Below are 22802 nucleotides of genomic sequence, written 5' to 3'. Positions count from 1 at the left end.
CCGCGGATGAATAGAATAATGATGAACAGGATTATCACGCCCGCAAATCGAGGCACTCCCGTGGGGGCGGCCGGGCCGACGTGATCACCGAACGCGTCAGCGGCTACACAGCGCGCTGGCGATCCGAGCGAGGTCCACGTGCCGCCTGCCGACGAGCAGGGCGCCAGGCGTTCCGGTCGAGGTGATAGCGGCCACCCTTGCAACTATAGGTTGTGCTCCGATGCGGAGTACGGCACGGGTGGGGCATATCACACTCCGTGATCCGATGATCCGGTGAACTTCATCGCCGCACTTCGGGAACGCACGACCCCGATCCGGACGTTTGTATCCATGGACAGGCCCGCAGAGGGCACCGGCGACGAGGGAGGCCGTGAGCAGCCGTGCACCGCAACACGCTCCGCACAGTGGGCCTCCTCACCGGACTCTCGGGAGTGCTCGTGCTGGTCTGCTGGCTGTGCGGCGGCCCGGCGGGCCTGAAGTTGGGCGTGGTCGCGGCGATCGCCGTCAACGGGCTGGTCTACTTCTTCGGCGACACCATGACCCTAAGGGCCATGCACGCCCGTCCCGTCAGCGAGATCGAGCAGCCCGAGCTGTACCGGATCGTGCGGGAGCTGGCCACCGAGGCCCGCCAACCCATGCCGAGGCTGTACCTGTCGCCCACGTCGGCGCCCAACGCGTTCGCCACCGGCCGCAGCCAGCGCCGCGCCGTCGTCTGCTGCACCACGGGCCTGCTGCGCCTGCTCAGCGAGCGCGAACTGCGCGGCGTCCTGGCGCACGAACTGGCGCACATCCGCAAGGGCGACACCCTCGTCTCCTCGGTCGCGGCCATGCTCGCCATGATCATCACGTCGCTGACGGCGCTGGCGCTGCTGCTGCCGCTGGGCGACTCCGAGGACGAGGACGTGCCGAGCCTGCTCAGCGGGCTGCTGTTCCTGGCCGTCGGCCCGCTGGCGGCCATGGTGATCCACCTGGGAGTGGGCCGGACCCGTGAGTTCCGGGCCGACGACGCCGCGGCGCGACTCACCGGCGACCCGATCGGCCTGGCCGGCGCGCTGCGCAAGATCGAGGTGGGCACCCGGATCCACCCGCTGCCCGCCGAACGCGGCCTACTCACCTCGGCCCACCTGATGATCGCCCACCCGTTCCCCTGCCAGGGGATGGGCCGGCTGTTCGCCGCGCACCCGCCCACCACCGAGCGCATCCGTCGGCTCCGCGAGACGGCGGACCGCTGGGACCTGGGCTGACCGGGGACGAGGGCGCCCGGGGCCGCGGCGGTCCCCGCCGGCGCCCGGGCCCGTCGCGAGGACCTACCGGAAGTTGACGAACTGCAGCGCGATGTCGAGGTCCTTCTCCTTGAGCATCGCGATGATGGCCTGCAGCTCGTCCTTCTTCTTGGAGCTGACCCGCAGTTCGTCGCCCTGAACCTGGGCCTTGACGCCCTTGGGGTAGGCGTCGCGGACGATCTTGGAGATCTTCTTGGCGTCCTCGGTGGAGATGCCCTCCTTCAGCGCGATCGGGAGGCGGTACTCCTTGCCCGAGACCCTGGGCTCGTCGGCGGGGTCGATGGCCTTCAGCGACACGTTGCGCTTGATCAGCTTCTCCTTGAAGACCTCAAGGGCCGCTTTGGCTCGCCCCTCGGAGTTCGCCTTGATCTCCACGCCCTGCTCACCGGACCACGCGATGGAGGAGCCGGTGCCCTTGAAGTCGAAGCGTTGGGAGAGCTCCTTGGCCGTCTGGTTCAGCGCGTTGTCGACCTCCTGCCGGTCAAGCTTGGACACGACGTCAAAACTGGATTCGGCTGCCACGTGCTCGTACCCCCGAAGCGGTTCAGGGACCGCCCCTGCCGGGGCGGTCGTCGGCTGATGTCGGCGCGGCCGGCCCGCCGCCGGAGGAGCGGTGCGGCCGCGGCAGAGACAGAGCTTAGCCAAGTGCCCGCCTCCCCGGCCGTGATCGGCGCGGACTCCCTGCTCAGAGCCTGATCAGGGGGTCCGGGACAATCGATTTCGTGTCGGGGCCCGATGTCCGCTATCCTCGTTCATGCGCCGACACCACGTCGCCGCGATCCAGGCAGGTTGCCCGAGTGGCCAAAGGGAGCGGACTGTAAATCCGCCGGCTCAGCCTTCCAAGGTTCGAATCCTTGACCTGCCACACCAACGGCCCCGCGCCCGGCGAGAACGCTGCGCGGGGCCGTTCGCGTCTCTCCGGTTCCTCCGGCCGCCGCCGTCGCCCCGGTGACGTGATCCGGCGCGGGACGACATCCGCATCGGCCCCGGAGTACCGACTGATGTCTGACGATCGGGTTCGCGCAGAGGGTTGGCCGTCGCAGTGCGCGTAGCGCCGGCGGCACAGTAGGTCCAAGCCCGGAGAATCCTTCTCATCCCGCGAACTCAGTAGTCGAAGCTCGATGAGGTCCGCAGAAATCGGGCGGGCCGGCAGGCGGCTGCTGTCTGCTGTGCGGCCCTGCTCGCTGCCGGACGACGGGTGGTCCTTAAAGCGGCGGCGGATCCGGGCGGGCGCACACGATGTCCGTCTTGCGGTGCTTCTCTCGGCGATCTCGGCCTTGTCGGGATTATTGCAATGTCTTTAGGGTCCACAAGGCCAAGATCGGCGGGCAGGGGGCCGGATCCGCCGCATCCGCACCGGCGGACCGGCCCAACGCGGCTTCTGCGGGTCTCGGCAATGGCGGGAAATCCCCGAATACGTTCAATCGCCATTCGGTGCCGCATTATCCGGAATGTCGCAGCGGGCGAAGTGGACATACTGATTTCTTTCCGTTCCGGCGTTGACAGAAATCGGTGTGCCGTCGATGATCGACGCAGTCCACCGCGGGCATTGGCGTCAGTCTGCGTCAATGTTGAATCTTGCCATTTGATTTCCCGGGGGAAATTATGCTCAAGAAGCTGACCGCTGTCGGTCTCATCGCCGGTGCCGCCCTGGGCGCGGCGCTCATAGCCGGTCCGGCCCAGGCCGCCGACCAGCAGTTCAACCAGAACGTGCAGGGCGCTCCGGTCCAGGTCTGCAACGCCGAGATCGTCGCCGTACCGGCCCTGTCGCCGCAGAGCACCGGCGACTGCAACAACGGCCCGGTCAACACCAACCTCGACTAGGAGCCGCCCTGATGCCGCGCGAGCCGACCGCCGCCGGACTGATCGCCGGCGCCGTGCTGGGCCTGGTGCTCACGGCTGCTCCGGCGCAGGCCCACGAGCAGCCGTTCGACCAGAACCTGCAGATCGCTCCGGTTCAGGTCTGCAACGCCGAGATCGTCGCCGTACCGGCCCTGTCGCCGCAGACCACCGGGGAATGCGTCAACGGCCCCGACATGAGCCTCAGCTCCGATGAGGCGATGGACGCCGTCCCCGAGAGGGACGGCGGCAAGGGGGCGGACGACCCGGAGGACGACGGGGAGGACGAGGAACCGGACGGCTACGGCCACCACCGCGGCCGCTGATCGGCGGAGCCCGGGACGGCGCCGCTGACCCGTCGCCGTCCCGGCGCGAAAGACCGACCGGCCTGTTCGGGGATCCCCCGGCACCGTCGTGTGAAACGACGGTGCCGGGGGATTCTTCCGTGTCGGAGGAATGCCCAGGTGGTGCGCGCGTCGTTCTCCTGCGGGCGGTCGACTCCTGCCTAGGGTTGCTCACAGTGATATCGGCCGGCTCGGGCGGTTCATCACCAAGGGAGGTCACCATGAGATCGACGCACGTCGCCGGAGTGCTCTGCTCGCTCGTCCTGCTCGCGGGCTGCGGCGGGCAGGACGACGAATCGCGCTCCGGATCGATGGAGGAGTCCCCGCCCGCGAGCCCCGACCCCGGCGGCTCCGCCACGGCGGACGCGGAGGACGGCACCACCGAAGGCACCGAGGAGGACGGCGGGGGCGCCGAGGAGGACGGGCAGGAGGACGCGGCAGGCGGAGCGGACGGCGCCGCGGCCGAGGTCTTCGTCTACAACACCCACGGCAACGAGCGGGGCGAGGACGACAGGAGGCCCGAAGGGCTGGTCGCCTCGGAGTTCACCACGTTCAACGACCTGGAGTGGCGCTCCTGGGAACGGGAGTCGGCGACGGCGCGGGGGGACCTGTCGGGCACCTGGTGCCTGCCGGACTGCGGGGAGGACCCCTACGAGGTGACCGTCACGCTCGACGAGCCCGAGGAGGTCGACGGCAGGCTCTACTTCACCGAGTACACCGTGGGCGGGTCGGGGGAGCTGCCGGAGGAGATGCGCGAGAAGATGGAGCGCTCCGACGGCGGCCGGCTCATCCTGCCCCAGGGGTCGTAGGGGCGTGTGGCGCCCTGCCGCCCGCGGCGGCCGGACCGCCTCACCCGCTCGCCTCGGCCATCGGGGGCCGTGAACCTCGGCCGCAAGGGTCCGCGGTGAACGGGCGGCCCGCCGTGTGGCCGCAGGCCCGTGTCCTCGAGGTCCCCGGCTCCGCGTGAAGCACACCGGATGCCCTTGTGCTCCAGACCGAAACCGCGGTGTCGGTGCGCGCCCAAGGCGACGGGTCCGCTTCGCGCACGGGTGCGACGTTCACCTCAATGAGCCTTCGGCCGCGCGAGAGAACCGCACCCGCGCGAACCCCCTCCGGAGTCGGGGGGTTCAAAACCCGGTCAATGCTCTCTTCACGCCCTTCTGGGGCTGGCCTGACATCTCCCGGTGGCCGAGGCCGCGCACGCCCCGGCCCCCGGTGCGGCCCCGACTCGGTCGGGAGTGAATCAAAACCCGGGGCGCGGGGAGAAACCGCAGTTCATCCGGTGTCTTCAAGGGTGCGGGCCGGGCGCTGTCGCCCGATTTTGGGCACGGGAGCGGCGCGGGGTCTTTAGTCTGCTGAGTTGTGGGTGATTCAGCGAACCAGGCGACGGCGGCCCGTCCCGGCCGACCCGAGACGGCCCGTGCCGCGTTCGCGGCCGGTGCCGCGGACGGCGCGGAGCGGCCGGTGCCCCGGCACGGCCGGGCCGCGCTGCTGCGCCTGGCCGCCTGGTTCGAGGGCGCCGACGCGGCGTCGGCGCACGAGGTCTTCACCGCCGCGTTCGCCGTACACCCGGCCCGGCACCTGAGCGGCACGGGCGAGGAGGCCGTCGCCGCGACCGCCAGTTGGTGGGACGCGCCCGCGGTCGGCGCGGCGGCCGCGCACCCGGTCGGCGCGGGGTCGGTCGCCCCCGTCGATGACCACAGCGAGCAGCAGGCCCGGCTGCGCGACGCCGCGGAGGCCGCGGCCCACTGGCGCCGCTCCGCGGCGCAGGAGGTGCGCCGCCTGCTCGCCGAACCCACCGGCGGCGACGACCGCCTGCACCTGTCCGACGCCGCGCTGCAGGTGCTCATGGAACTGCTCACCGCGGCCCTCGGCTCCGGCGACGCCATCACCGACGCCGTCTCGGCCGGCGACCTCGAACTCGACATCCGACTGCACGTCCGGCGCGTCCCCGACGCGTCGATCACCTTGAGCGAGTCCGGCGGGGACCTCGTGCTGGAGGGGCTGCGCCTGCAGGTGACGTCCTACGCCCGGCAGGAGCCGGCCCCCGAGGACGGAGCGCCGGCCGGCGCCGACCTCCTCTCCGGCCCCGACCCGGCCGGACGGCACTCCGGGCTCCGGCTGGTGCGCCCGGCATGACGACGCACCGAGCCCCTCCGGTGGCCGCGCGCGGTGCCGCCCCGGCACCATAGGACGACGACCCGGCGATCGACGACCCCCGCGAGCCCAGGGAGGTGACGCACACCCATGGCGGTCAGGTCCGGAAACGAGGACATCGCGCTCACCGTGGAACGGCAGGCGGCGGCCCGGCGGCTCCTCGCCGACCCGCTCGTCACCGCCCGCAGCCACCCCGAGGACTTCGCGCTGGTCCGCACGCACTCCGACTGGCTGGTCCAGCGCTTCCAGCGGGTCCTCGGCTACCGCCTCACCGTGGCCGCAGACCACGCCAGGCTGGTCAAGACGGGACTGGTCGACGCCGTCGCGACCCCCCTGACCCGCGCCAGCGGGGCCCACTTCACCCCGCGGGCCTACACCTACCTCGCCCTCGCCCTGGCCGCCCTCGCCGAGGCGCCGGCGCGGCTGCCGCTGTCGAGGCTCGCCGAGGACGTGCGGGCGGCGGCGGAGGAGGCCGGCCTGGACCTCGATCCGCGGGACCGGATGAGCGAACGCCGCGGGTTCGTCGCGGCACTGCGCCACCTGATCCGGTGGGGTGCGATCACCGAGCGCGGGGGCGCCCTCGCCGACTACGTCACCGACCCCGCCGAAGAGGTGTGGTTCGGCGTCGACCACGAGGTCGCCCGCCTCGTCCTCGCCCATCCCCCGCACTCGGCCCCGGATCCTCCCGCCTTCACCGCGGCCGTGCGGGGCGACACCGCCTCCGACGACGCGGGCGCCGCCGAGCTCACCGTCCGCAGGCTGCTCGCCGAGACCGCCGTCGTCTACCGGGCCGATCTCGACGAGCGGCGGCGCGAGCGGCTCGGCCACCACCAGTGGCGGGCGGTCGCCGAGCTGGGCGAACTGCTCGGCTGCGACGCCGAGATCCGGGCCGAGGGCGTCGCCCTGGTCATGCCCGACGACGGCGCCTCCGACGCCCGCGGCGCCGACCGCCCCGCTGCGTTCCCCAGCGCCGACCCCGTCGGCCGGACCGCCCTGGTGCTCATCGGGCGGCTCGCCGCCGAGCTCGGCCCCTCCGCGGGCCCGGCCCACGCGGTGGACGTCCCCGCCGACCTCCTCGGCGCCGAGCTGGCCGAGGTCGCCGGCGCGGACGCGCAGCGCCGCTGGTCGCGCACCGCCCTCAGCCATCTGCCCGACGCCGAGGACCTCGCCGATCGGGTCCTGGACCTGCTCCTGCGCACCCGGCTCATGGACCGGGGCGGTCCTCCGGGGGAGGGGGCGCCGTTCGAGGGCTGGCGGCTGCTGGCCGCGGCGGCGCGGTACGCGGCGCCGGCCGCGGGCGGCGGGAGCGCGCGGGACGGCTCAGAGGAGCGGCGGTGAACCGGGATCGGCCCGATCGCCCCGGTCACCGGTGCGGCCCTCCGTCCGCGGCCTGTGGACGGGGCCCGGCGCACCCCCGGGATCCGGGAGAATGGCAGGACCGCCGGCGGGCGATCCCCCGGCGGGGCGACGACCACGAGCGGCACGCAGCGGAGGAGGGCCGATGACCGACGCCGGGCAGACCGCGGACGCGTCCCCCGAACCCGCGCGCCCCAGCCGCTACCGGCTGAACCGCGCGGGCGTCCACAACGTCTGGCAGTACGACGACCACGTCTTCCAGTTCGCCGACGGCCGCCTGCTGCTGCGCGGCCGCAACGGCGCGGGCAAGTCCAAGGCGCTGGAGATGCTGCTGCCCTTCCTGCTCGACGGCGACTCCCGGCGCCTCGACACCACCGGCACCAGCCGCACCAGCCTGCGCTGGCTGATGCTGGAGGGCCGCTCCGCGCCCGAGGCCGACGGCGGCGCGGACGAGGGCGACGAGACCGCCCCCGACACCGTCCTCGGCTACCTGTGGGTGGAGTTCACCGGGCGCGGCGACGGCGGCGAGCAGCGGTGGCGCACCCTCGGAGCGGCCATCACCGCCTCGGTCTCCGCGGCCGAGGCCCGCTCCGTCCTCTTCGTCACCGAGCGCAGGGTCGGCACCGACCTCGACCTCGTCACCGACGGCCGCCCGCTGTCGATCGAACGGCTGCGCGCCGAGGTCGGCCCGGACAACTGCTACGACACCGCCGTCGCCTACCGGACCCGGGTCATGCGGGAGCTGTTCGGCCTCGACGACCCCGTGCGCTACCGCAACCTCGTCCACCTGCTGTACCGGCTGCGCCGCCCCACCATCGGCGAGCGCCTGGAGGCGGGTGAACTCGTGTCCGTCCTGGCCGAGGCGCTGCCCCCCATGGACGAGGCCGTCCTGGACGAGGTCGCCCGCAACATCACCGACCTCGACTCCGCCCGCGCCCGGCTCACCGCCCTGCGCGCGGCCCGCGACCAGGTCGAGGACTTCCTCGGCGACTACCGCCGCTACCTGCACGGCGCCCTGCGCGGCCAGGCCGGCGCCGTGCGCGAGCAGATCGAGGCCTACGCCCGGCGCGACGCCGAGGTGGCGCGCCTGGAGACCGAACTCGACACCCTCGTCGCCACGGAGAGCGCCGTCCAGGAGGAGCGCGACCGGCTGCGCCGCACCCGCGACACCGCCGCCTCCGACGCCGCGACGCTGGACGCCGGCGACCCCGGCGGACCGGCCCCCGCCGACTCCGAGCAGCAGGCCCGCTACGCGGCCGTCACCGCCTACATCCGCGCGGCCGAGGCGGCCTGGGCCGCGGCGGGGCACGCCCTCACCACCGAACGCCACGCCGAGGAGCGGCTCGCCGCCGACATCGCGGCCATCGACCGCCGGCTCGCCGGCCTGCAGCAGTTGCACGCCCAGACGAGCGCCTCCGCCCGTGCCTCGGGCATCGGCACCGCGGCCCTCGGCGAGGTCCCCGAACCCGTCCCCACCACCCTGGCGCCGCGCGAGAGCGTCACCAGGGTCAACCTCGAAGGCCTGGAGCAGGCCGTCGAGCGCGAACCCGTGTCCGGCGTCGACCTCGCCGCCCTGCGCTCCCGGCTCGCCGGACTGCACGACCGGCTCGGCCACGCCGACGACCGGGCCGCCGAGCGCGAGCACACCGTCGAGGCGCTCCACGGCCGCGCCCTCGCGCTCGAAGCGGCCGAGCGCCGCGAGACCGCACTCGCCGACGAGGCCGAGTGGGGCGACGGCCACGTCGAACGCGCCCGCGAGCGCGAGCGCACCGCCATCGAGGCGGTCCGGGCGGCCAGCGCCGACTACGCCGCCCGGGTCCGCGAATGGTGCGGCTCGCTGCGCTCCGCCGCACCGACCGAGGACCTCGCCGACCCCCTCGACGCGCTGGAGCAGCGCGTCGAACTTCCGCTGGACGACGCGCTGCGGGTCGTCGACGCCGAGACCCCCGCGGAGATCGTCCGCGACGCCCACGCCGTCGTCGACCCCCTGCTGGAGGAGCTGCGCGCCCGGCGCGACACCGCGCTCGGCGAGGAGCGCGAGCTCGCCGCCGAACTCGACGAGCTCTCCGAGCGCAAGGCCGGCGGCATCGACCACGTCGCGGCCCCGCCGCAGCCGTGGGCCACCGCGCCGCGCGACCCCGCGGCGGGCGCGCCGTTCTACCTCGCCGTCGACTTCGCCGACGGCCTCGGCGCCGCCGAACGCGCCGGCCTCGAAGCCGCGCTGGAGGCCGGCGGCCTGCTGTCGGGGTGGCTCACGGCCGACGGCGCCGTCATCGACCCCGCCACCCGAGACCTCCTGCTGAGCCCCGGCGAACCCGTCGGCGGCCGCACCCTGCTCGACGTCCTCAAGCCGGTCGGACCGCCCGGCTCGGGGATCGACTCCGGCGCCGTGACGGCCCTGCTCACCTCGGTCCGGCTGGAGCCCTCCCACACAGGGGAGCCGCCCCGCACCGGCGAGGAACCCGGGGCCCGGCTCCACGGCGGCGGGACCACCCGTCCCGCCGAGAGCTCGGTCGGCCTCGACGGCAGGTGGCGCCTCGGCGTCGCGAGCGGTTCGCACCGCAAGGCCGCTCCCGAGTACATCGGCGAGGCCGCCCGCGCCGAGACCCGCGAACGCCACCGCGCCAAGATCGACCGCCGCATCGCCATCGCCGAGGCCCTGCTCGCCGAGGCGGGCGAGCGGCGCGGCGACATCGAACGCCGGCACGAGACCCTGGTCGGCATCGCCCGGTCCGTGCCCTCCGCCGCCGGCCTCATCGCGGCCTGGGCCGCCCTGGACAATGCGCGTGAATGGCTGGCCGCGGCCAACCGCGACCACGCCGCGGCCCGGCGCGCCGCCGAAACCGCCCGCGCCACCACCCTGGAGCTGCGGGCCGACCTCACCGGCCCCGCGCAGGAGCACGCGCTGCCCACCGGGCGGGAGGAGCTCGCAGCCGTCCGCACCGCCCTGGGCCTGCTGCGCGTGCGGATCGCGGCGGCCCACCGGGACCTCGAAGTCCTCGCCGGGCTGCTGGAGGATTACCGGCTGCACGCAGGGGAGTGGGAGCGGGCGCGCGCCGACCGGGTCGCCGCCGAGGACGCGGGGACCGCGGCGATCGGCGACATGATCACGGTCCGCCGCGAGACCGAGCTCACCGACCGGGCCCGGGCCGCGGCCCCCGAGCAGATCGAGACCGCGGTCACCGAGGTGCGCGCCAGGGCGCGGGCGGCCGACGACGGCCTCCCCGAGCTGGAGCGCGCGGCACGCGGCGCCCGCGACGACCGGATCGCCGCCGAGACCCGCCACGACACCGCGCTGCGCGAACGGGCCGAGCAGGCCCACCGCGCGCTCGCGGTCGGCGCGGCGCTGCGCGCCATGCTCGCCGACGCCGACGGCGGCGTCGACACCGCCCTGCTCGACGCCGCCGGCCTCGCCGCGCTCGCCGGCGACGAGGGACCCGTCGCCGACCACGACGCCGCCGAAGCCGCCGAGGACGGTGCGGGAGAGCTCGCCAAGCGCGTCCAGACGCTCGACGCCCTCGTCACCGCGGTCGAGACCGGGCTGGACCCCGACCCGGAGGCCGACGTCGACAACAGCGGAATCCTGCGCCGCAGGGAGGAACTGCACCGGCTGCTGGCCGCGAGCGACACCGCGGGGGCGCGCACCGAGCTCACCGAACCCGCCGGGGTGAAACGCGTCACCGTCCACGACGACGACGGCTCCCACGACATCACCGCCTACGCCCAACGCCTCCGGCGCGCCATCACCGAGGCCGAGGAGACCGCGGCGGTGCGCGAGGAGGAGGCCTACGAGCGCCACCTCCTCGGCGAGCTCGCCGGGCACCTGTCCCGCCAGATCAACGAGGCCCGCGCGCTCATCTCCACCATGAACGAGGTGTTCGGCGAGGTCACCACGTCGCAGGGGCTCGGCGTCCGGCTGGACTGGCGGCTGGCCCCCGACGCCGACGAGGACATCAGCGCCGTCGTACCGCTGCTGGACCGCCCGGCCGAGAACCGGACCCGCGTCGAGACCACGCGGCTGCGCGACGCGCTGCGCCGCTGCATCGAGGCGATCCGGCGGCTCGACCCGACCGCCACCGGCGGCGCGCAACTGCGCGCAGCGCTGGACTACCGGTCCTGGTTCGCGTTCAGCGTCTACGTCACCGACGCCGCGCACCCGGAGCGCGAGCGCCGCCTCACCCACCGCACCGCGCTCAGCCAGGGCGAGCAGCGCGTCATCGCCTACCTCGTGCTGTTCGCCGCCGCGGCGGCCCAGTTCGGCGCGCTCGCCGAGCACGCGCCGCACGCCCCCAGGCTGATCCTGCTCGACGACGCCTTCGCGAAGGTCGACGAGCCCACCCACGGCCGGCTGCTCGGCCTGCTCGTCGAACTCGACCTCGACTTCGTGCTCACCTCCGAACGCCTGTGGGGCTGCTTCTCCAGCGTCCCGAGCCTGCACATCTACGAATGCCTGCGCGACCCGGCCGAACCCGGCATCGCCACCCTGCACTTCACCTGGGACGGCACCAGGCGCCGCCTGGTGGGGGTGTGATCCGTCCCCGGCCATTGGGGGTCTTGAAGCTCGGCCCGAGGCCGGAGCCCGTGGTGACTGGGCGATCCTCTCGCGTGGCCGCAGGCCCATGAAGGGGTCGCCCTGGCGCCGCGCCACCCACGCCACCACTTTGCGCGCCAGACCGAGACCACGGTGTCGGTGCGCACCCAAGGCGGGGCTCCGCTCCGTCCTGGGGCGGTCCTTAAAACCCCTGGGCCACGGTTTCCGCCACCCTAAGGGAGCGGGGTCCAAGACACCCCGGGGTGCGGGAGGCCATGCGACCCCCTGGGCCGCGGCCGCCCATCTCGGACGCCGCCCTATCTGGTTCGGCCGGACCTGTCCTACTCTCAGAGGCGAAGTCGACGATGAAGCGGGTGTGGTGACGACGTGACGACGGCCCATGAGGCGTTCGCAGCGTCCGCCGAAGAGGCTCCGCGGCGGCGGCGCGGCGGGAGCGCCCCGACCGGTTCGGTGTGGGAGCGCCTCGCGCGCTCGCCGCTGGACCCGGTGGCCCGGCAATGGGTCGCCGCGGCCCTGCACGGTGACGACGCCCTGGCGGTGTGCGTGCAGGGGGACGACCCCGAACTGCCGCTGCCGGCCGAGCCGGCGCCCGCCGCCCCGCGGCCGCGGCGCTGCTACCTCAGCCGCGTCGAGGTGCAGGGCTTCCGCGGCATCGGCCGCGCGGCGTCCCTGGAGTTCCCGCCGGGCCCGGGGCTGACCGTCATCGTCGGCCGCAACGGCTCGGGCAAGTCCAGCTTCGCCGAGGCCGTCGAGGCCGCGCTCACCGGCCGCAACCTGCGCTGGGACGCCATGCCCACGGCGTGGCGCGACGGATGGCGCAACCTGCACTTCGACGACCGCACCGAGATCACCGTCGAACTCCAGCTCTCCGGTGAGACCGACACCGCCCGCGTCACCCGCTCCTGGACCGGCGACAGCGTGCGCTCGGCGCGGGGCCGGGTGGAGCTGCCCTCCGGCGAGACCGGTTCGCTGGCCAACCTGGGGTGGGGCGAGGAGCTCGTGCGCTACCGCCCCTTCCTCTCCTACGACGAGCTGGGGCGCACCGTCACCGGCCGGGCGGCCGAGCTCTACGACACGCTCACCGCCCTGCTCGGCCTCACCGACCTGGCCGAGGCCGAGCGCAGGCTGGCCCGCGCCTGCGACCGGCTGGCCAAGCAGGAGCGCCGCCCGAGCCGCGACCTGCCCTACCTCGTCGAGCAGTTGCGCGCCGGGGACGACCCGCGGGCCGGGCGCGCCCTGGAGATCCTGCAGGCCCCCTCCATCGACCTCGACCGGCTCGCCGTCATCGCCGCCGACGACGGGCCCGCCGACCCGGCCCAGCAGGTCGTCCTGCGCCGGCTGCGGCGGCTCGCCGTCCCCGAGCGCGCGCTCATGGCCGACGTCGTCAACGAGCTGCGCGGCGCCGCCATGGAGATCGCGATGGCCTCGGGCACCAAGGGCGCGCGGGCGCGCAGCGTCGTCGAACTGCTGCGCCAGGCCATGGCGCACCACGAGCGCCACCCGGCCGAGTCCACCTGCCCGGCCTGCGGGACCGAGAACGCCTTCGGGGCCGACTGGGCGCGGCGCGCCCGCACCGAGATCGCCGCGCTGGAGCCGGTGGCCGCGAGCGCGGCGGCGGCCTACGACCGCGCCGAGAACGCCAGGGACCAGGCCCGGTTCCTGATGGCGCCGCCGCCCTCCTGGCTCCCGCCCGACAGCGACCTCGGCCGGATCTGGGAGCAGTGGGCCGCCGGTTCGGACCTGGCCGACCCGACCGAGCTCGCCGACCACATCGAGAACGTGGGCCGCCGACTGCGCTCCACCGCGATCGCGGCCCGCAAGGCCGCAACCGAACGGCTCGCCGATCCCACGGACGGCTGGGCGGAGCTCGCCGAGCAGGTGGGCGCGTGGGTCGAGGACGCCAGGCAGGCCGTGCGCGCCCGCGAGACCCTGCGCCCGGCCGAGCAGGCCCTGAACTGGTTCACCGGGCTGGCCCGCGAGATCCGGGCGGAGCGGCTGCGCCCGCTGGCCTCCCAGGCGGAGAAGGTCTGGCAGCGGCTGCGTCAGGAACGCCACATCGACCTGGAGGCCCTGCGGCTGGTCGGCCGGGGCGCGCAGCGGCGGGTGGCCGTGGACGTCAGCGTCGACGGCGCCGACGGCGCGGGCAACGCGCCCGGGCTGCTCAGCCAGGGCGAGTTCCAGGCGCTCGCGCTGTCCATCTGCCTGCCGCGCACCCTGGCCACGGGCAATCCCTTCGGATTCCTGGTCCTGGACGATCCGGTGCAGGCCATGGACACCGAGACCGTGGAGGGGCTGTCGGCCGTGCTCGCCGAGGTCGGCCGGCACCGCCAGCTCATCGTGTTCACCCACGACACCCGGCTGCCCGACGCGCTGCGGCGGCTGGGCCTGCCGGCGCGGATCCGCATGATCCAGCGCGACGCGATGTCCAACGTCTGGGTCGCGGATTGAAGGGTTCCCGGGTCGTGTCCGCCCGGGCCGCCGTTCGATTTGGCAGTGCACCCCCGGAGGCCTGTATAGTCATGAACACGCGAAGGGCGGAACCCCGGAAGGGGAGAAGCCGCAGGAGCGTGCCCCTTTAGCTCAGTCGGCAGAGCGTCTCCATGGTAAGGAGAAGGTCTACGGTTCGATTCCGTAAAGGGGCTCCACCACTTGACGGCGTCCGGTCCACTCAGGTGGGTGACCGGCGGAAATCTCATTCGCCGGTCTGAACGGGTTCCGGTATTCTCGAAGAGGTCCGGCACCCCGGCTCCAGGCGGAGTAGCTCAGTCGGTAGAGCAAGCGGCTCATAATCGCTGTGTCGTCGGTTCAAGTCCGGCCTCCGCTACCACCTGCGCGACCCCTGGCTCCACATCAGGGGTCAACGCGGGTCTTTTTCAGTGTTCGTATGTTGTCAGCGAGAAAGGCACTCCAACGTGGCTGCCACCGACGTGAGGCCGAAGATCACCCTGGCCTGCCAGGAGTGCAAGCACCGTAACTACATCACGCGTAAGAACCGTCGGAACACGCCCGACCGTCTTGAGATCAAGAAGTACTGCCCGAACTGCCGCACCCACCGGGGCCACAAGGAGACCCGCTAGTCTCCTTCGCCCCTCGGGCGAACACCGGCGGCGGCCGCGGCGCGGCGACGGACCACGGGGCCGCACGGCCCGCGCGAATAGCCCAGTGAGCGCTTCCCGCTCGCTGGGCTATTACTGTGTGAGGGTCCGTCGAGCGGCCCGGCGTGGCGGGACAACGGAGCCGACTGATGTCCGACCGACGGGTCCGCGGGGCGAGGCGGGGCTTTCAGGGCTCGGATCCACCGTGCCGCCGGTGGCTTGCGCGCACCGCGACGGCCGACCCCCTGTGTGAGCCCGATCTCAGACATCGATGAGAGGGAGTCCATGGCGATCAACCACGACCTGCTGGGGCGGGTGTACGAGTCCCCCGAGCCCTACGAGGTGACCCGGGGCAAGATCCGGGAGTTCGCCGACGCGATCCGCGACCCCAACCCCGTCTACCGGGACACCGCCGCGGCCAAGGCCGCGGGCTACACCGACGTCATCGCGCCGCCCACGTTCCCCGTCATCGTGGGCACGGAGGGCATGCACCAGGCCGTCGTCGACCCCGAGCTGCGCCTGGACTTCTCGATGGTCGTGCACGGCGACCAGAGCTTCCGCTACAGCCGCCCGCTGCAGGCCGGCGACGTCGTCACGGCGGTGACCAGGATCTCCCAGATCAGGGCCCTGGGGCGCAGCGAGATGCTGACGCTGGAGAGCGACGTCTCCACCGTCGAGGGGGAGCACGTCGTCACCGCCGTCAACATGCTCGTGGTGCGCGGCGGCGCCGAGAAGGCCGAGAAGTAGGGAAGCGGGGAGCGTCCGAATGACCGCCAACGTCCGTTACGCCGACGTCGAGGTGGGCACCGAGCTGCCCGAGCAGACCTACCCGGTCCGCCGCCTCGACCTCGTCCGCTACGCCGGGGCCTCCGGCGACTTCAACGAGATCCACTGGAACGAGCGCGTCGCCAAGTCCGTCGGCCTGCCCGACGTCATCGCGCACGGCATGTTCACGATGGCGGAGGCCGGCCGGCTCGTCACCGACTGGGTGGGCGACCCCGGCGCGGTCGTGGAGTACGGGGTGCGCTTCTCCGCGCCCGTCGTGGTGCCCGACGACGACAACGGCGCCGAGATCGTGGTGAGCGGCGCCGTCTCCGAGAAGCGCGACGACAACCAGGTCGTGGTCGCCATCACCGCCCGCTCGGGCGGCGCCAAGGTCCTGGCCCGCTCCAGCGCCGTCGTCCGGCTGGCCTGACCGTCCCCGCCGCCGGTCTCTCCGGACGCGGCCGCCGGCGATCCGTCGGCGCCCTCCGGACGGCCGCGGCCCCCTGTCTCCCGTCCGACCAGAGGTAACGCCGTGTCCGCTGTTCCCGTCCGCAACGTCTCGCTGGCCGACTACACCACACTGGGGCTCGGCGGTCCCGCCGCGACGTTCGCCACCGCCCGCACCACCGACGAACTGGTCGCCGCGGTGACCGCGGCCGACGCCGCGGGGGAGCCGCTGCTGATCCTGGGCGGCGGCAGCAACCTCGTCATCGGCGATGCGGGGTTCCCCGGCACGGTCGTGCACGTCGACTCCCAGGGCGTCGTGCCGGAGCCCCGCGCCGACGGCGCCGTGGCGGTCCGCGCCGAGGCCGGAGTGGAGTGGGAGCCGCTGGTCGAGCGCTGCGTCGCCGACGGCCTGAGCGGGATCGAGTGCCTGTCCGGGATCCCCGGCCGGGTGGGCTCCACCCCGATCCAGAACGTCGGCGCCTACGGCCAGGAGGTCGGCCAGACCGTCACCGAGGTCCTGGTCTACGACCGCGAGCGCGGCGAGCGCCGCACGCTGGGCAACGCCGACTGCGGCTTCGCCTACCGCGACAGCGCCTTCAAGGGCGGCGACCGCTACGTGGTGTGCGAGGTCGTGTTCGAGCTGACCCGCTCCGACCTCAGCCGCCCCGTGCGCTACGCCGAACTCGCCGGGAGGCTCGGCGTCGAGGTCGGCGACCGGGTGCCGCTGGCCGACGCCCGCCGGGCCGTGCTCGAACTGCGCCGCGGCAAGGGCATGGTCGTCGACCCGGCCGACCCCGACAGCCGCAGCGCCGGCTCGTTCTTCACCAACCCCGTCCTCGGCCCCGCGGAGTTCACCGAGTTCCGCAAGCGGGTCGCCGAGCGGCTGGGGCCCGATGTCGAACCGCCGGCCTATCCCGACGCCGACGGCAGGGTGAAGACCTCGGCCGCGTGGCTGATCGACCGGGCCGGCTTCGCCAAGGGCCACGGAACGGGCCCGGCGCGCATCTCCACCAAGCACACCCTGGCCCTGACCAACACGGGCGGCGCCACGGCCGCGGACCTGCTGGACCTGGCCCGCGAGGTGCGGGCGGGGGTGGCCGAGGCATTCGGCGTGACGCTGGTCAACGAACCGGTCATGGTGGGCGTCAGCCTCTAGGTCGCTGACGGGAGAAGGCCGGGACTGTTTCCAGGTCTTGGCCGGGCCCGTGCGGGCCTGGTGGCGCTGCTGTCAGCGCGCCGGCGCTGACGGCAGCCTGCCCAGGTCACCAGGGGCGAACGAAAGAACTGTGACCACGGCCCCCGGCCCCCGTCACCGGTCCGGACCCCCTTTTCGGTGTTCCTCCGCATTTTCTTAGGCGCGCCGAACTCGTTTATTCGGAATCTCTGCGGCATTTCATCGGTTAATCAATGAATTGCGCTCTCTGGATTTTTTGCTAAAGTCGGACGCGTCGAAGGGGAGTAGTCCCCAATTCGTGTGATCGACAGACCGGCCCCTGTCAGTGCAGGTGATAGCCCGGTCACACGAGCCTCGAACCTCTCAGGCGGACGAGACCTTCGGCCCGGTGGGACTATCGGGCCGAAGCGTGGCGTCCGCCTTTTGCTTCTGTCCGAAAAGACGACTCGAAGGGCAGAGGATCCGGTGGAATTCCTCACGGCGCTCGGTTTCAGCGCGGCGGCCATCTTCATCGCCGAGATGGGCGACAAGACCCAGCTCGTGGCGATGTCACTGGCGACCCGCTACCGGGCGCTCACCGTCGTGCTGGGCATCACCGCCGCGACCCTCGTCGTGCACGGGTTCAGCGTGCTCATCGCCGAGGTCCTGGGCATGGCCATCCCCACCGACTGGGTGACCCTGGCCGCCGGTGTCGCGTTCGTCCTCTTCGGCGTCTGGACCCTGCGCGGCGACGAACTCACCGACAAGGACGAGGAGCGCGCCGCCTCCCGGCGCATCCGCTCCGCCTTCGTGACCGTCTGCGTGGTCTTCTTCGTCGCCGAACTGGGCGACAAGACGATGCTCGCCACGATCACCGTCGGCACCCGGTACGACTGGCTCCCGGTATGGGTCGGCTCCACCGTCGGCATGGTGCTCGCCGACGGCATCGCGATCGCGCTGGGCGCCGCGCTGGGCAAGAAGCTCCCCGAACGTGCCGTTCAGGTCGGCGCGGCGCTGCTGTTCTTCCTGGCCGGCGCCGCAATGGTGTTCCAGGGCGTGCGGATGGTGGCGTTCTGACGCCCCTCCGCCGCCGCGGTCGGCGGGGCGCCGGCCGCCGGGCTCAGAAGTCCTCCGGCGCTGTGGTCAGCCAGGAGTCCACGCCGGCCAGCAGCTCCTTCTTGCGGCCGTCGGGCGCTGCCGCGCCCCTGATCGACATCCGCGCGAGCTCGGCGAGCTCGGCGTCGGAGAACCCGAAGACGTCCCTGGCGATCTCGTACTGCTCGGCCAGCCGGGGACCGAACAGCAGCGGGTCGTCGGTGCCCAGGGCGATCGGGGCGCCGGCGTCGAACAGGCGGCGCAGCGGCACGTGCGACACGTCCTGCACGACGCCCAGGCCGACGTTGGAGCTCGGGCAGACCTCCAGGGTCACCTCCTGGGTGGCGACCCGCTCCACCAGGTAGGGGTCCTCGATCGCGCGCACGCCGTGGCCGATCCGGTCGGCCTCCAGCATGTCCAGGCACTCCCGTACGCTGCGCGGCCCCTCCAGCTCGCCGCCGTGCGGCGCCAGCAGCAGACCGGCCCGGCGGGCGATCCGGAACGCGCCCTCGAACTCCAGCGCCCGGCCGCGGCGCTCGTCGTTGTTCAACCCGAACGAGACGACGCCCCTGCCCGCGTACTGGGACGCGAGCCGGGCCAGCGCCTTGGCGTCCAACGGGTGCTTGGTGCGATTGGCCGCGACCATGATCCCGATGCCCACGCCCGTCTCACGCTCCGCGCTGCGGGCGGCGTCCAGCACGAGCTCCAGCGCCGCGGTGAGCCCGTCGAACCGGGAGGCGTAGCCGCTGGGGTCCACCTGGATCTCCAGCCACCCCGACCCGGCCGCGCGCTCGTCCTGTGCGGCCTCCAGCAGCAGCCGGTACATGTCATCGGGCGTCTTCAGCACCGACCGGGCGATGTCGTAGAGCCGCTGGAAGCGGAACCAGCCTCGTTCGTCGACGGCTCTCAGCTTCGGCGGCCACTCGTCCACGAGCGCCTGGGGGAGGTGCACTCCGCGCAGGTCGGCGAGCTCCACCAGGGTGGAGTGCCGCATCGACCCGGTGAAGTGCAGGTGGAGGTGGGCCTTGGGCAGCAGGGTGATCGGGCGTTGCATGACACAAGGGTGCCGCAAACCGGCCCCGCCGTCGTCAGCCGTCCCGCGAAAAACCGCTCGCCCCGGCGTCGGGCGGACGCCGGGGCGAGCAACGGAGAAGGGGCACCGGTCCTTCGCGCGCGGGACCGGCCGGATCCGGCTACCGCGCCTCACTCAGCAGCTTGGCGATGCGGCTCACGCCCTCGGTGAGGTCGGCGTCGCTCAGCGCGTAGGACAGCCGGAGGTAGCCGGGGGTGCCGAACGCCTCGCCCGGAACCACGGCGACCTCGGCCTGCTCCAGGATCAGCTCGGCCAGTTCGGTGGAGCTCTGCGGGCGCCGGCCGCGCACCTCCCGGCCGATGACGTCCTTGACCGACGGGTAGGCGTAGAACGCGCCCTGCGGCTCGGGGCAGACCACACCGGGGATCTCGTTGAGCATCCGGACGATGGTCCTGCGGCGGCGGTCGAAGGCGGTGCGCATCTCGTCCACGGCGCTGAGGTCGCCTGAGACGGCGGCCAGCGCCGCGACCTGCGAGACGTTGGCGACGTTGGACGTGGCGTGCGACTGCAGGTTGCCCGCCGCCTTGACGACGTCCTTGGGGCCGACGATCCACCCCACACGCCAGCCGGTCATCGCGTAGGTCTTGGCCACGCCGTTGACCACGATCGTGCGGTCGGCGATCTCGGGCACCTCCGCCGGCATCGAGGCGAACCGGGCGTCGCCGTAGACCAGGTGCTCGTAGATCTCGTCGGTGAGGACCCACAGGCCCTTCTCGGCCGCCCACCGGCCGATCTCGCGGACCTGCTCCGGGGAGTAGACGGCGCCCGTCGGGTTGGACGGGGAGACGAACACCAGCACCTTGGAGCGCTCGGTGCGGGCGGCCTCCAACTGCTCGACGCTCGCGAGGTAGCCGGTGGACTCGTCGGTGACGACGTAGGTCGGGACGCCGCCGGCCAGCTTGATCGACTCGGGGTAGGTCGTCCAGTACGGCGCGACGACGATGACCTCGTCACCCGGGTCGAGCAGTGTGGCGAACGCCTCGTAGATGGCCTGCTTGCCGCCGTTGGTCACCAGGACCTGGCTCGGCTCCACCCGGTAGCCGGAGTCGCGCAGGGTCTTGGTCGCGATGGCCTCCTTCAGCTCGGGCAGGCCGCCCGCCGGCGTGTACCGGTGGAAGCGGGGTTCGCGGCACGCCTGCGCCGCGGCCTCGACGATGTAGTCGGGTGTCGGGAAGTCGGGCTCCCCGGCGCCGAAGCCGATGACGGGCCGGCCTTCGGCCTTCATGGCCTTGGCCTTCGCGTCCACCGCCAGGGTCGCTGACTCGGAAATGCCGCCGATGCGTGCGGAGATACGGGGTCGGTCAGTCATGTGACCCATGTTTCCATGTGGGGCCAAGACATTTGTGTCAAGGGGGCGAACAGGGGGAACGGGGAACACAGCCCGCCGCGACTTGGTCCCGGACGCGGATAGGGCATAGACTCTGGCAGTCGATGGACCGGGAACGGGCCGCCCGCCCGATTATTCGCGCGCAGCACGCTCCGGAACCGGCTATCGTGGGAACCACGCGGTACCCAAGGGCAGTGGCTCAATTGGAAGAGCACCGGTCTCCAAAACCGGCGGTTGGGGGTTCGAGTCCCTCCTGCCCTGCAAGAGCACTCCCGAGTGCGCGGCAAGTCCGAGTGAGCGAGTGGAATGAGCGCCCGGCTGAGGAGGCCGTCCGCCCGGAAGCGTCCAGTGACCGTCGAATCCCTAAGGACCTCAGGTGACACAGACTGACGCCGACGCCAAGCCCGAGAAGGAGCGCAAGCGTCGTACCGGTCCGGTGACCTTTACCAAGCAGGTCGTCGGCGAGCTCCGAAAGGTCCGTTGGCCCACCCGCCGTGAGCTGATCACCTACACGATCGTGGTCATGGTCTTCGTGGTCATGATGGTCGGCTACATCTCGCTGCTCGACTTCGGCTTCGGTGAAGGGGTCACCTGGCTCTACTCCACCGTCGCCGGCACCGGCACCTCCTGATCGCAGCCGCCTCCCCGGGACCACGCCCGGGTCATCGCGGCACGTTGGTCACATTTCGTCGGCCAAGACCGTAAGCTGGCATTGCCGGCGCTGGCCGTGTTCATTGTTGTGCCAGCCGAGAGCGTGTATCCGACGAGAGAAAGAGCAGCCGTGTCCGACTCCCCACTGACCTCTGGCGACCTCCCCACCGAGGAGCGGGATCAGTCGTCGGCGGAAGAGACCGGCCCGCGAGCCGAGCAGGCGGATGCTGCTGAAGCGGCCGAGGCGCCCGAAACGACCGAGGCGGCCGGTGCCGAGGAGACCGAGCTCGAAGCGGACGCCGAGCAGGCGGAGGACGCCGAGGCCGAAGAGGCCGAGGAGAGCGAAGAGGACGCGGTCCCCAGGCTCGACCCCGTCGAAGAGTTCAAGATCGAGCTGCGCATGCTGCCGGGCGACTGGTACGTGGTGCACACCTACGCGGGCTACGAGAACCGGGTGAAGGCCAACGTCGAGAGCCGCACCCAGTCGCTCAACATGGAGGACTACATCTTCCAGGTCGAGGTGCCCACGCAGGAGGTCACCGAGGTCAAGAGCGGCAAGCGCCAGCAGGTCACCGAGAAGGTCCTGCCCGGCTACGTCCTGGTGCGCATGGACCTCATCGACGAGTCCTGGGCGGCGGTCCGCAACACGCCCGGCGTCACCGGCTTCGTCGGTCTGTCCAACCGCCCCGCTCCGCTGAGCATCCAGGAGGTCGCCGACCTCCTCGCCCCGGAGCCGGAGGAAGAGGCCGAGCAGACCAAGAAGAAGGAGACCGAGGCCCGCTCCGACGTCGCCTACGAGGTCGGCGAGTCCGTGACCGTCATGGAGGGCCCGTTCGCCACGCTGCCCGCCACGGTCAGCGAGATCAACCCCGACACCCAGAAGCTCAAGGTGCTCGTCTCGATCTTCGGCCGTGAGACCCCGGTGGAGCTGGCGTTCAACCAGGTCTCGAAGATCTGATCCAGCGCGTAGACTTGGTGGGTCCGCCCTTCGGGGCCGACCCACCGTGCCCCGCCCTCGGCGGGGCTTATTCGCGATCCGCCCGGGTCCCGGCGGACGCGCGGCTCTCCACGCAGGTGGTAGGTGGACCTCGGTCCGACTCCCTGCCGGTCGGGCCGGACCCGCGCCGTCTCCGCGGCGCGGGGACGAGGGACCCACAACACACAGCAAATCCGGCAAAGGACCCGAAATGCCTCCGAAGAAGAAGATCGCGGCGCTCGTCAAGGTTCAACTGCCCGCAGGACAGGCCACCCCGGCTCCGCCGGTCGGTACCGCCCTCGGCCCGCACGGCGTCAACATCATGGACTTCTGCAAGCAGTACAACGCTGCCACCGAAGCCCAGCGCGGCAACGTCATCCCCGTAGAGATCACCATCTTCGAGGACCGGTCGTTCAGCTTCGTCACCAAGACGCCGCCGGCCCCGAAGCTCATCCTCAAGGCCGCCGGCCTGGACAAGGGCGCCACGACCCCGAGCCGCAGCACCGCGGGTTCCATCACCCGCGACCAGGTGCGCGAGATCGCGCAGACCAAGCTGCCCGACCTCAACACCGGTGACCTCGAATCCGCCGAGAAGATCGTCGCCGGCACCGCCCGTTCCATGGGCATCGAGGTCAAGTAGCGCCCTGCGGCGCCGTCCGTCCTCCGTGG

At 72.5% G+C, this 22802-nt stretch carries 20 protein-coding genes and 4 tRNA genes; 20 read left to right on the top strand and 4 right to left on the bottom strand.

From position 1 onward, the window contains the following. Positions 1–96: 96 nt before the first annotated feature. Entirely contained in the window at positions 97–195 is a 99-nt protein-coding gene (locus tag HDA32_RS32135) for a putative leader peptide (RefSeq protein ID WP_376766986.1), read from the bottom strand. A gap of 185 nt (positions 196–380) precedes the next feature. Here HDA32_RS32135 and HDA32_RS24770 point away from each other — a divergent pair, with 185 nt between their 5' ends. Next, positions 381–1244, top strand: coding sequence for a M48 family metalloprotease (locus HDA32_RS24770; protein WP_179645466.1), 864 nt, complete (start codon positions 381–383; stop codon positions 1242–1244). 63 nt (positions 1245–1307) lie between these two features. Here HDA32_RS24770 and HDA32_RS24765 read toward each other — a convergent pair whose 3' ends face one another. After that, the gene (locus HDA32_RS24765; protein ID WP_179645465.1) at positions 1308–1805 is read right to left on the bottom strand and encodes a YajQ family cyclic di-GMP-binding protein; all 498 of its coding nucleotides are present in this window, start codon (positions 1803–1805) and stop codon (positions 1308–1310) included. A gap of 261 nt (positions 1806–2066) precedes the next feature. Here HDA32_RS24765 and HDA32_RS24760 point away from each other — a divergent pair. From HDA32_RS24760 to HDA32_RS24690, 15 genes are all read left to right on the top strand, one after another. Next, positions 2067–2148, top strand: a tRNA-Tyr gene (locus HDA32_RS24760). A gap of 740 nt (positions 2149–2888) precedes the next feature. Continuing rightward, positions 2889–3107, top strand: coding sequence for a cousin-of-CoaP protein (locus HDA32_RS24755; RefSeq protein WP_179645464.1), 219 nt, complete (start codon positions 2889–2891; stop codon positions 3105–3107). Positions 3108–3118: 11 nt separating this feature from the next. Continuing rightward, positions 3119–3448, top strand: coding sequence for a cousin-of-CoaP protein (locus tag HDA32_RS31020; protein WP_246334475.1), 330 nt, complete (start codon positions 3119–3121; stop codon positions 3446–3448). 239 nt (positions 3449–3687) lie between these two features. Next, a complete protein-coding gene (locus HDA32_RS24745) occupies positions 3688–4275 on the top strand; it encodes a hypothetical protein (RefSeq protein ID WP_179645463.1) in 588 nt (195 codons plus the stop codon). A 553-nt stretch (positions 4276–4828) separates the two neighbouring features. Beyond that, entirely contained in the window at positions 4829–5605 is a 777-nt protein-coding gene (locus HDA32_RS24740; RefSeq protein ID WP_179645462.1) for a DUF2397 family protein, read from the top strand. Between the two features lie 108 nt (positions 5606–5713). Continuing rightward, positions 5714–6961 (top strand): TIGR02678 family protein, encoded by a 1248-nt coding sequence (locus tag HDA32_RS24735; protein WP_179645461.1) that lies wholly within the window; start codon positions 5714–5716, stop codon positions 6959–6961. A 163-nt stretch (positions 6962–7124) separates the two neighbouring features. After that, positions 7125–11510, top strand: coding sequence for a TIGR02680 family protein (locus HDA32_RS24730; RefSeq protein ID WP_179645460.1), 4386 nt, complete (start codon positions 7125–7127; stop codon positions 11508–11510). Between the two features lie 387 nt (positions 11511–11897). Next, positions 11898–13979 (top strand): AAA family ATPase, encoded by a 2082-nt coding sequence (locus tag HDA32_RS24725; protein ID WP_179645459.1) that lies wholly within the window; start codon positions 11898–11900, stop codon positions 13977–13979. Between the two features lie 121 nt (positions 13980–14100). Then, positions 14101–14176, top strand: a tRNA-Thr gene (locus HDA32_RS24720). A gap of 106 nt (positions 14177–14282) precedes the next feature. Beyond that, positions 14283–14358: transfer RNA gene (locus tag HDA32_RS24715), tRNA-Met, on the top strand. An 85-nt stretch (positions 14359–14443) separates the two neighbouring features. Then, a complete protein-coding gene (gene rpmG, locus HDA32_RS31015; protein ID WP_179645458.1) occupies positions 14444–14608 on the top strand; it encodes a 50S ribosomal protein L33 in 165 nt (54 codons plus the stop codon). 303 nt (positions 14609–14911) lie between these two features. Further along, complete coding sequence (locus tag HDA32_RS24705) at positions 14912–15373, top strand: MaoC family dehydratase N-terminal domain-containing protein (RefSeq protein WP_179645457.1); 462 nt, start codon at positions 14912–14914, stop codon at positions 15371–15373. A gap of 19 nt (positions 15374–15392) precedes the next feature. Continuing rightward, positions 15393–15821 carry a MaoC family dehydratase gene (locus HDA32_RS24700; RefSeq protein WP_179645456.1) on the top strand — a complete coding sequence of 143 codons (429 nt, stop codon included), beginning with the start codon at positions 15393–15395 and terminating at the stop codon, positions 15819–15821. Between the two features lie 102 nt (positions 15822–15923). Continuing rightward, positions 15924–16994, top strand: coding sequence for a UDP-N-acetylmuramate dehydrogenase (locus HDA32_RS24695; protein ID WP_179645455.1), 1071 nt, complete (start codon positions 15924–15926; stop codon positions 16992–16994). Positions 16995–17477: 483 nt separating this feature from the next. After that, positions 17478–18068 (top strand): TMEM165/GDT1 family protein, encoded by a 591-nt coding sequence (locus HDA32_RS24690; protein ID WP_179645454.1) that lies wholly within the window; start codon positions 17478–17480, stop codon positions 18066–18068. Positions 18069–18111: 43 nt separating this feature from the next. Here HDA32_RS24690 and HDA32_RS24685 read toward each other — a convergent pair whose 3' ends face one another. Continuing rightward, on the bottom strand, positions 18112–19140 hold the full coding sequence (locus HDA32_RS24685) for an adenosine deaminase (protein ID WP_179645453.1): 1029 nt from the start codon (positions 19138–19140) through the stop codon (positions 18112–18114). A 139-nt stretch (positions 19141–19279) separates the two neighbouring features. Continuing rightward, complete coding sequence (locus HDA32_RS24680) at positions 19280–20488, bottom strand: pyridoxal phosphate-dependent aminotransferase (protein WP_179645452.1); 1209 nt, start codon at positions 20486–20488, stop codon at positions 19280–19282. Between the two features lie 206 nt (positions 20489–20694). On the opposite strand from HDA32_RS24680, the gene HDA32_RS24675 reads away from it, so the two are divergent. The 4 genes from HDA32_RS24675 to rplK all read left to right on the top strand — a co-directional run bounded on the left by HDA32_RS24675 (position 20695) and on the right by rplK (position 22773). Next, positions 20695–20767 (top strand) — tRNA-Trp (locus tag HDA32_RS24675). A 115-nt stretch (positions 20768–20882) separates the two neighbouring features. Next, entirely contained in the window at positions 20883–21137 is a 255-nt protein-coding gene (gene secE / locus HDA32_RS24670; protein ID WP_179645451.1) for a preprotein translocase subunit SecE, read from the top strand. Positions 21138–21287: 150 nt separating this feature from the next. Continuing rightward, entirely contained in the window at positions 21288–22115 is an 828-nt protein-coding gene (nusG, locus tag HDA32_RS24665; protein ID WP_179645450.1) for a transcription termination/antitermination protein NusG, read from the top strand. 229 nt (positions 22116–22344) lie between these two features. After that, complete coding sequence (gene rplK, locus HDA32_RS24660) at positions 22345–22773, top strand: 50S ribosomal protein L11 (protein ID WP_179645449.1); 429 nt, start codon at positions 22345–22347, stop codon at positions 22771–22773. Positions 22774–22802 lie beyond the last annotated feature (29 nt).

Origin of the sequence: Spinactinospora alkalitolerans, assembly GCF_013408795.1 — a bacterium.
In the GTDB taxonomy this organism is placed as follows: domain Bacteria; phylum Actinomycetota; class Actinomycetes; order Streptosporangiales; family Streptosporangiaceae; genus Spinactinospora; species Spinactinospora alkalitolerans.
Note: the sequence above shows the minus strand (reverse complement) of the source record. Positions and strands in the feature narration are given on the sequence as shown.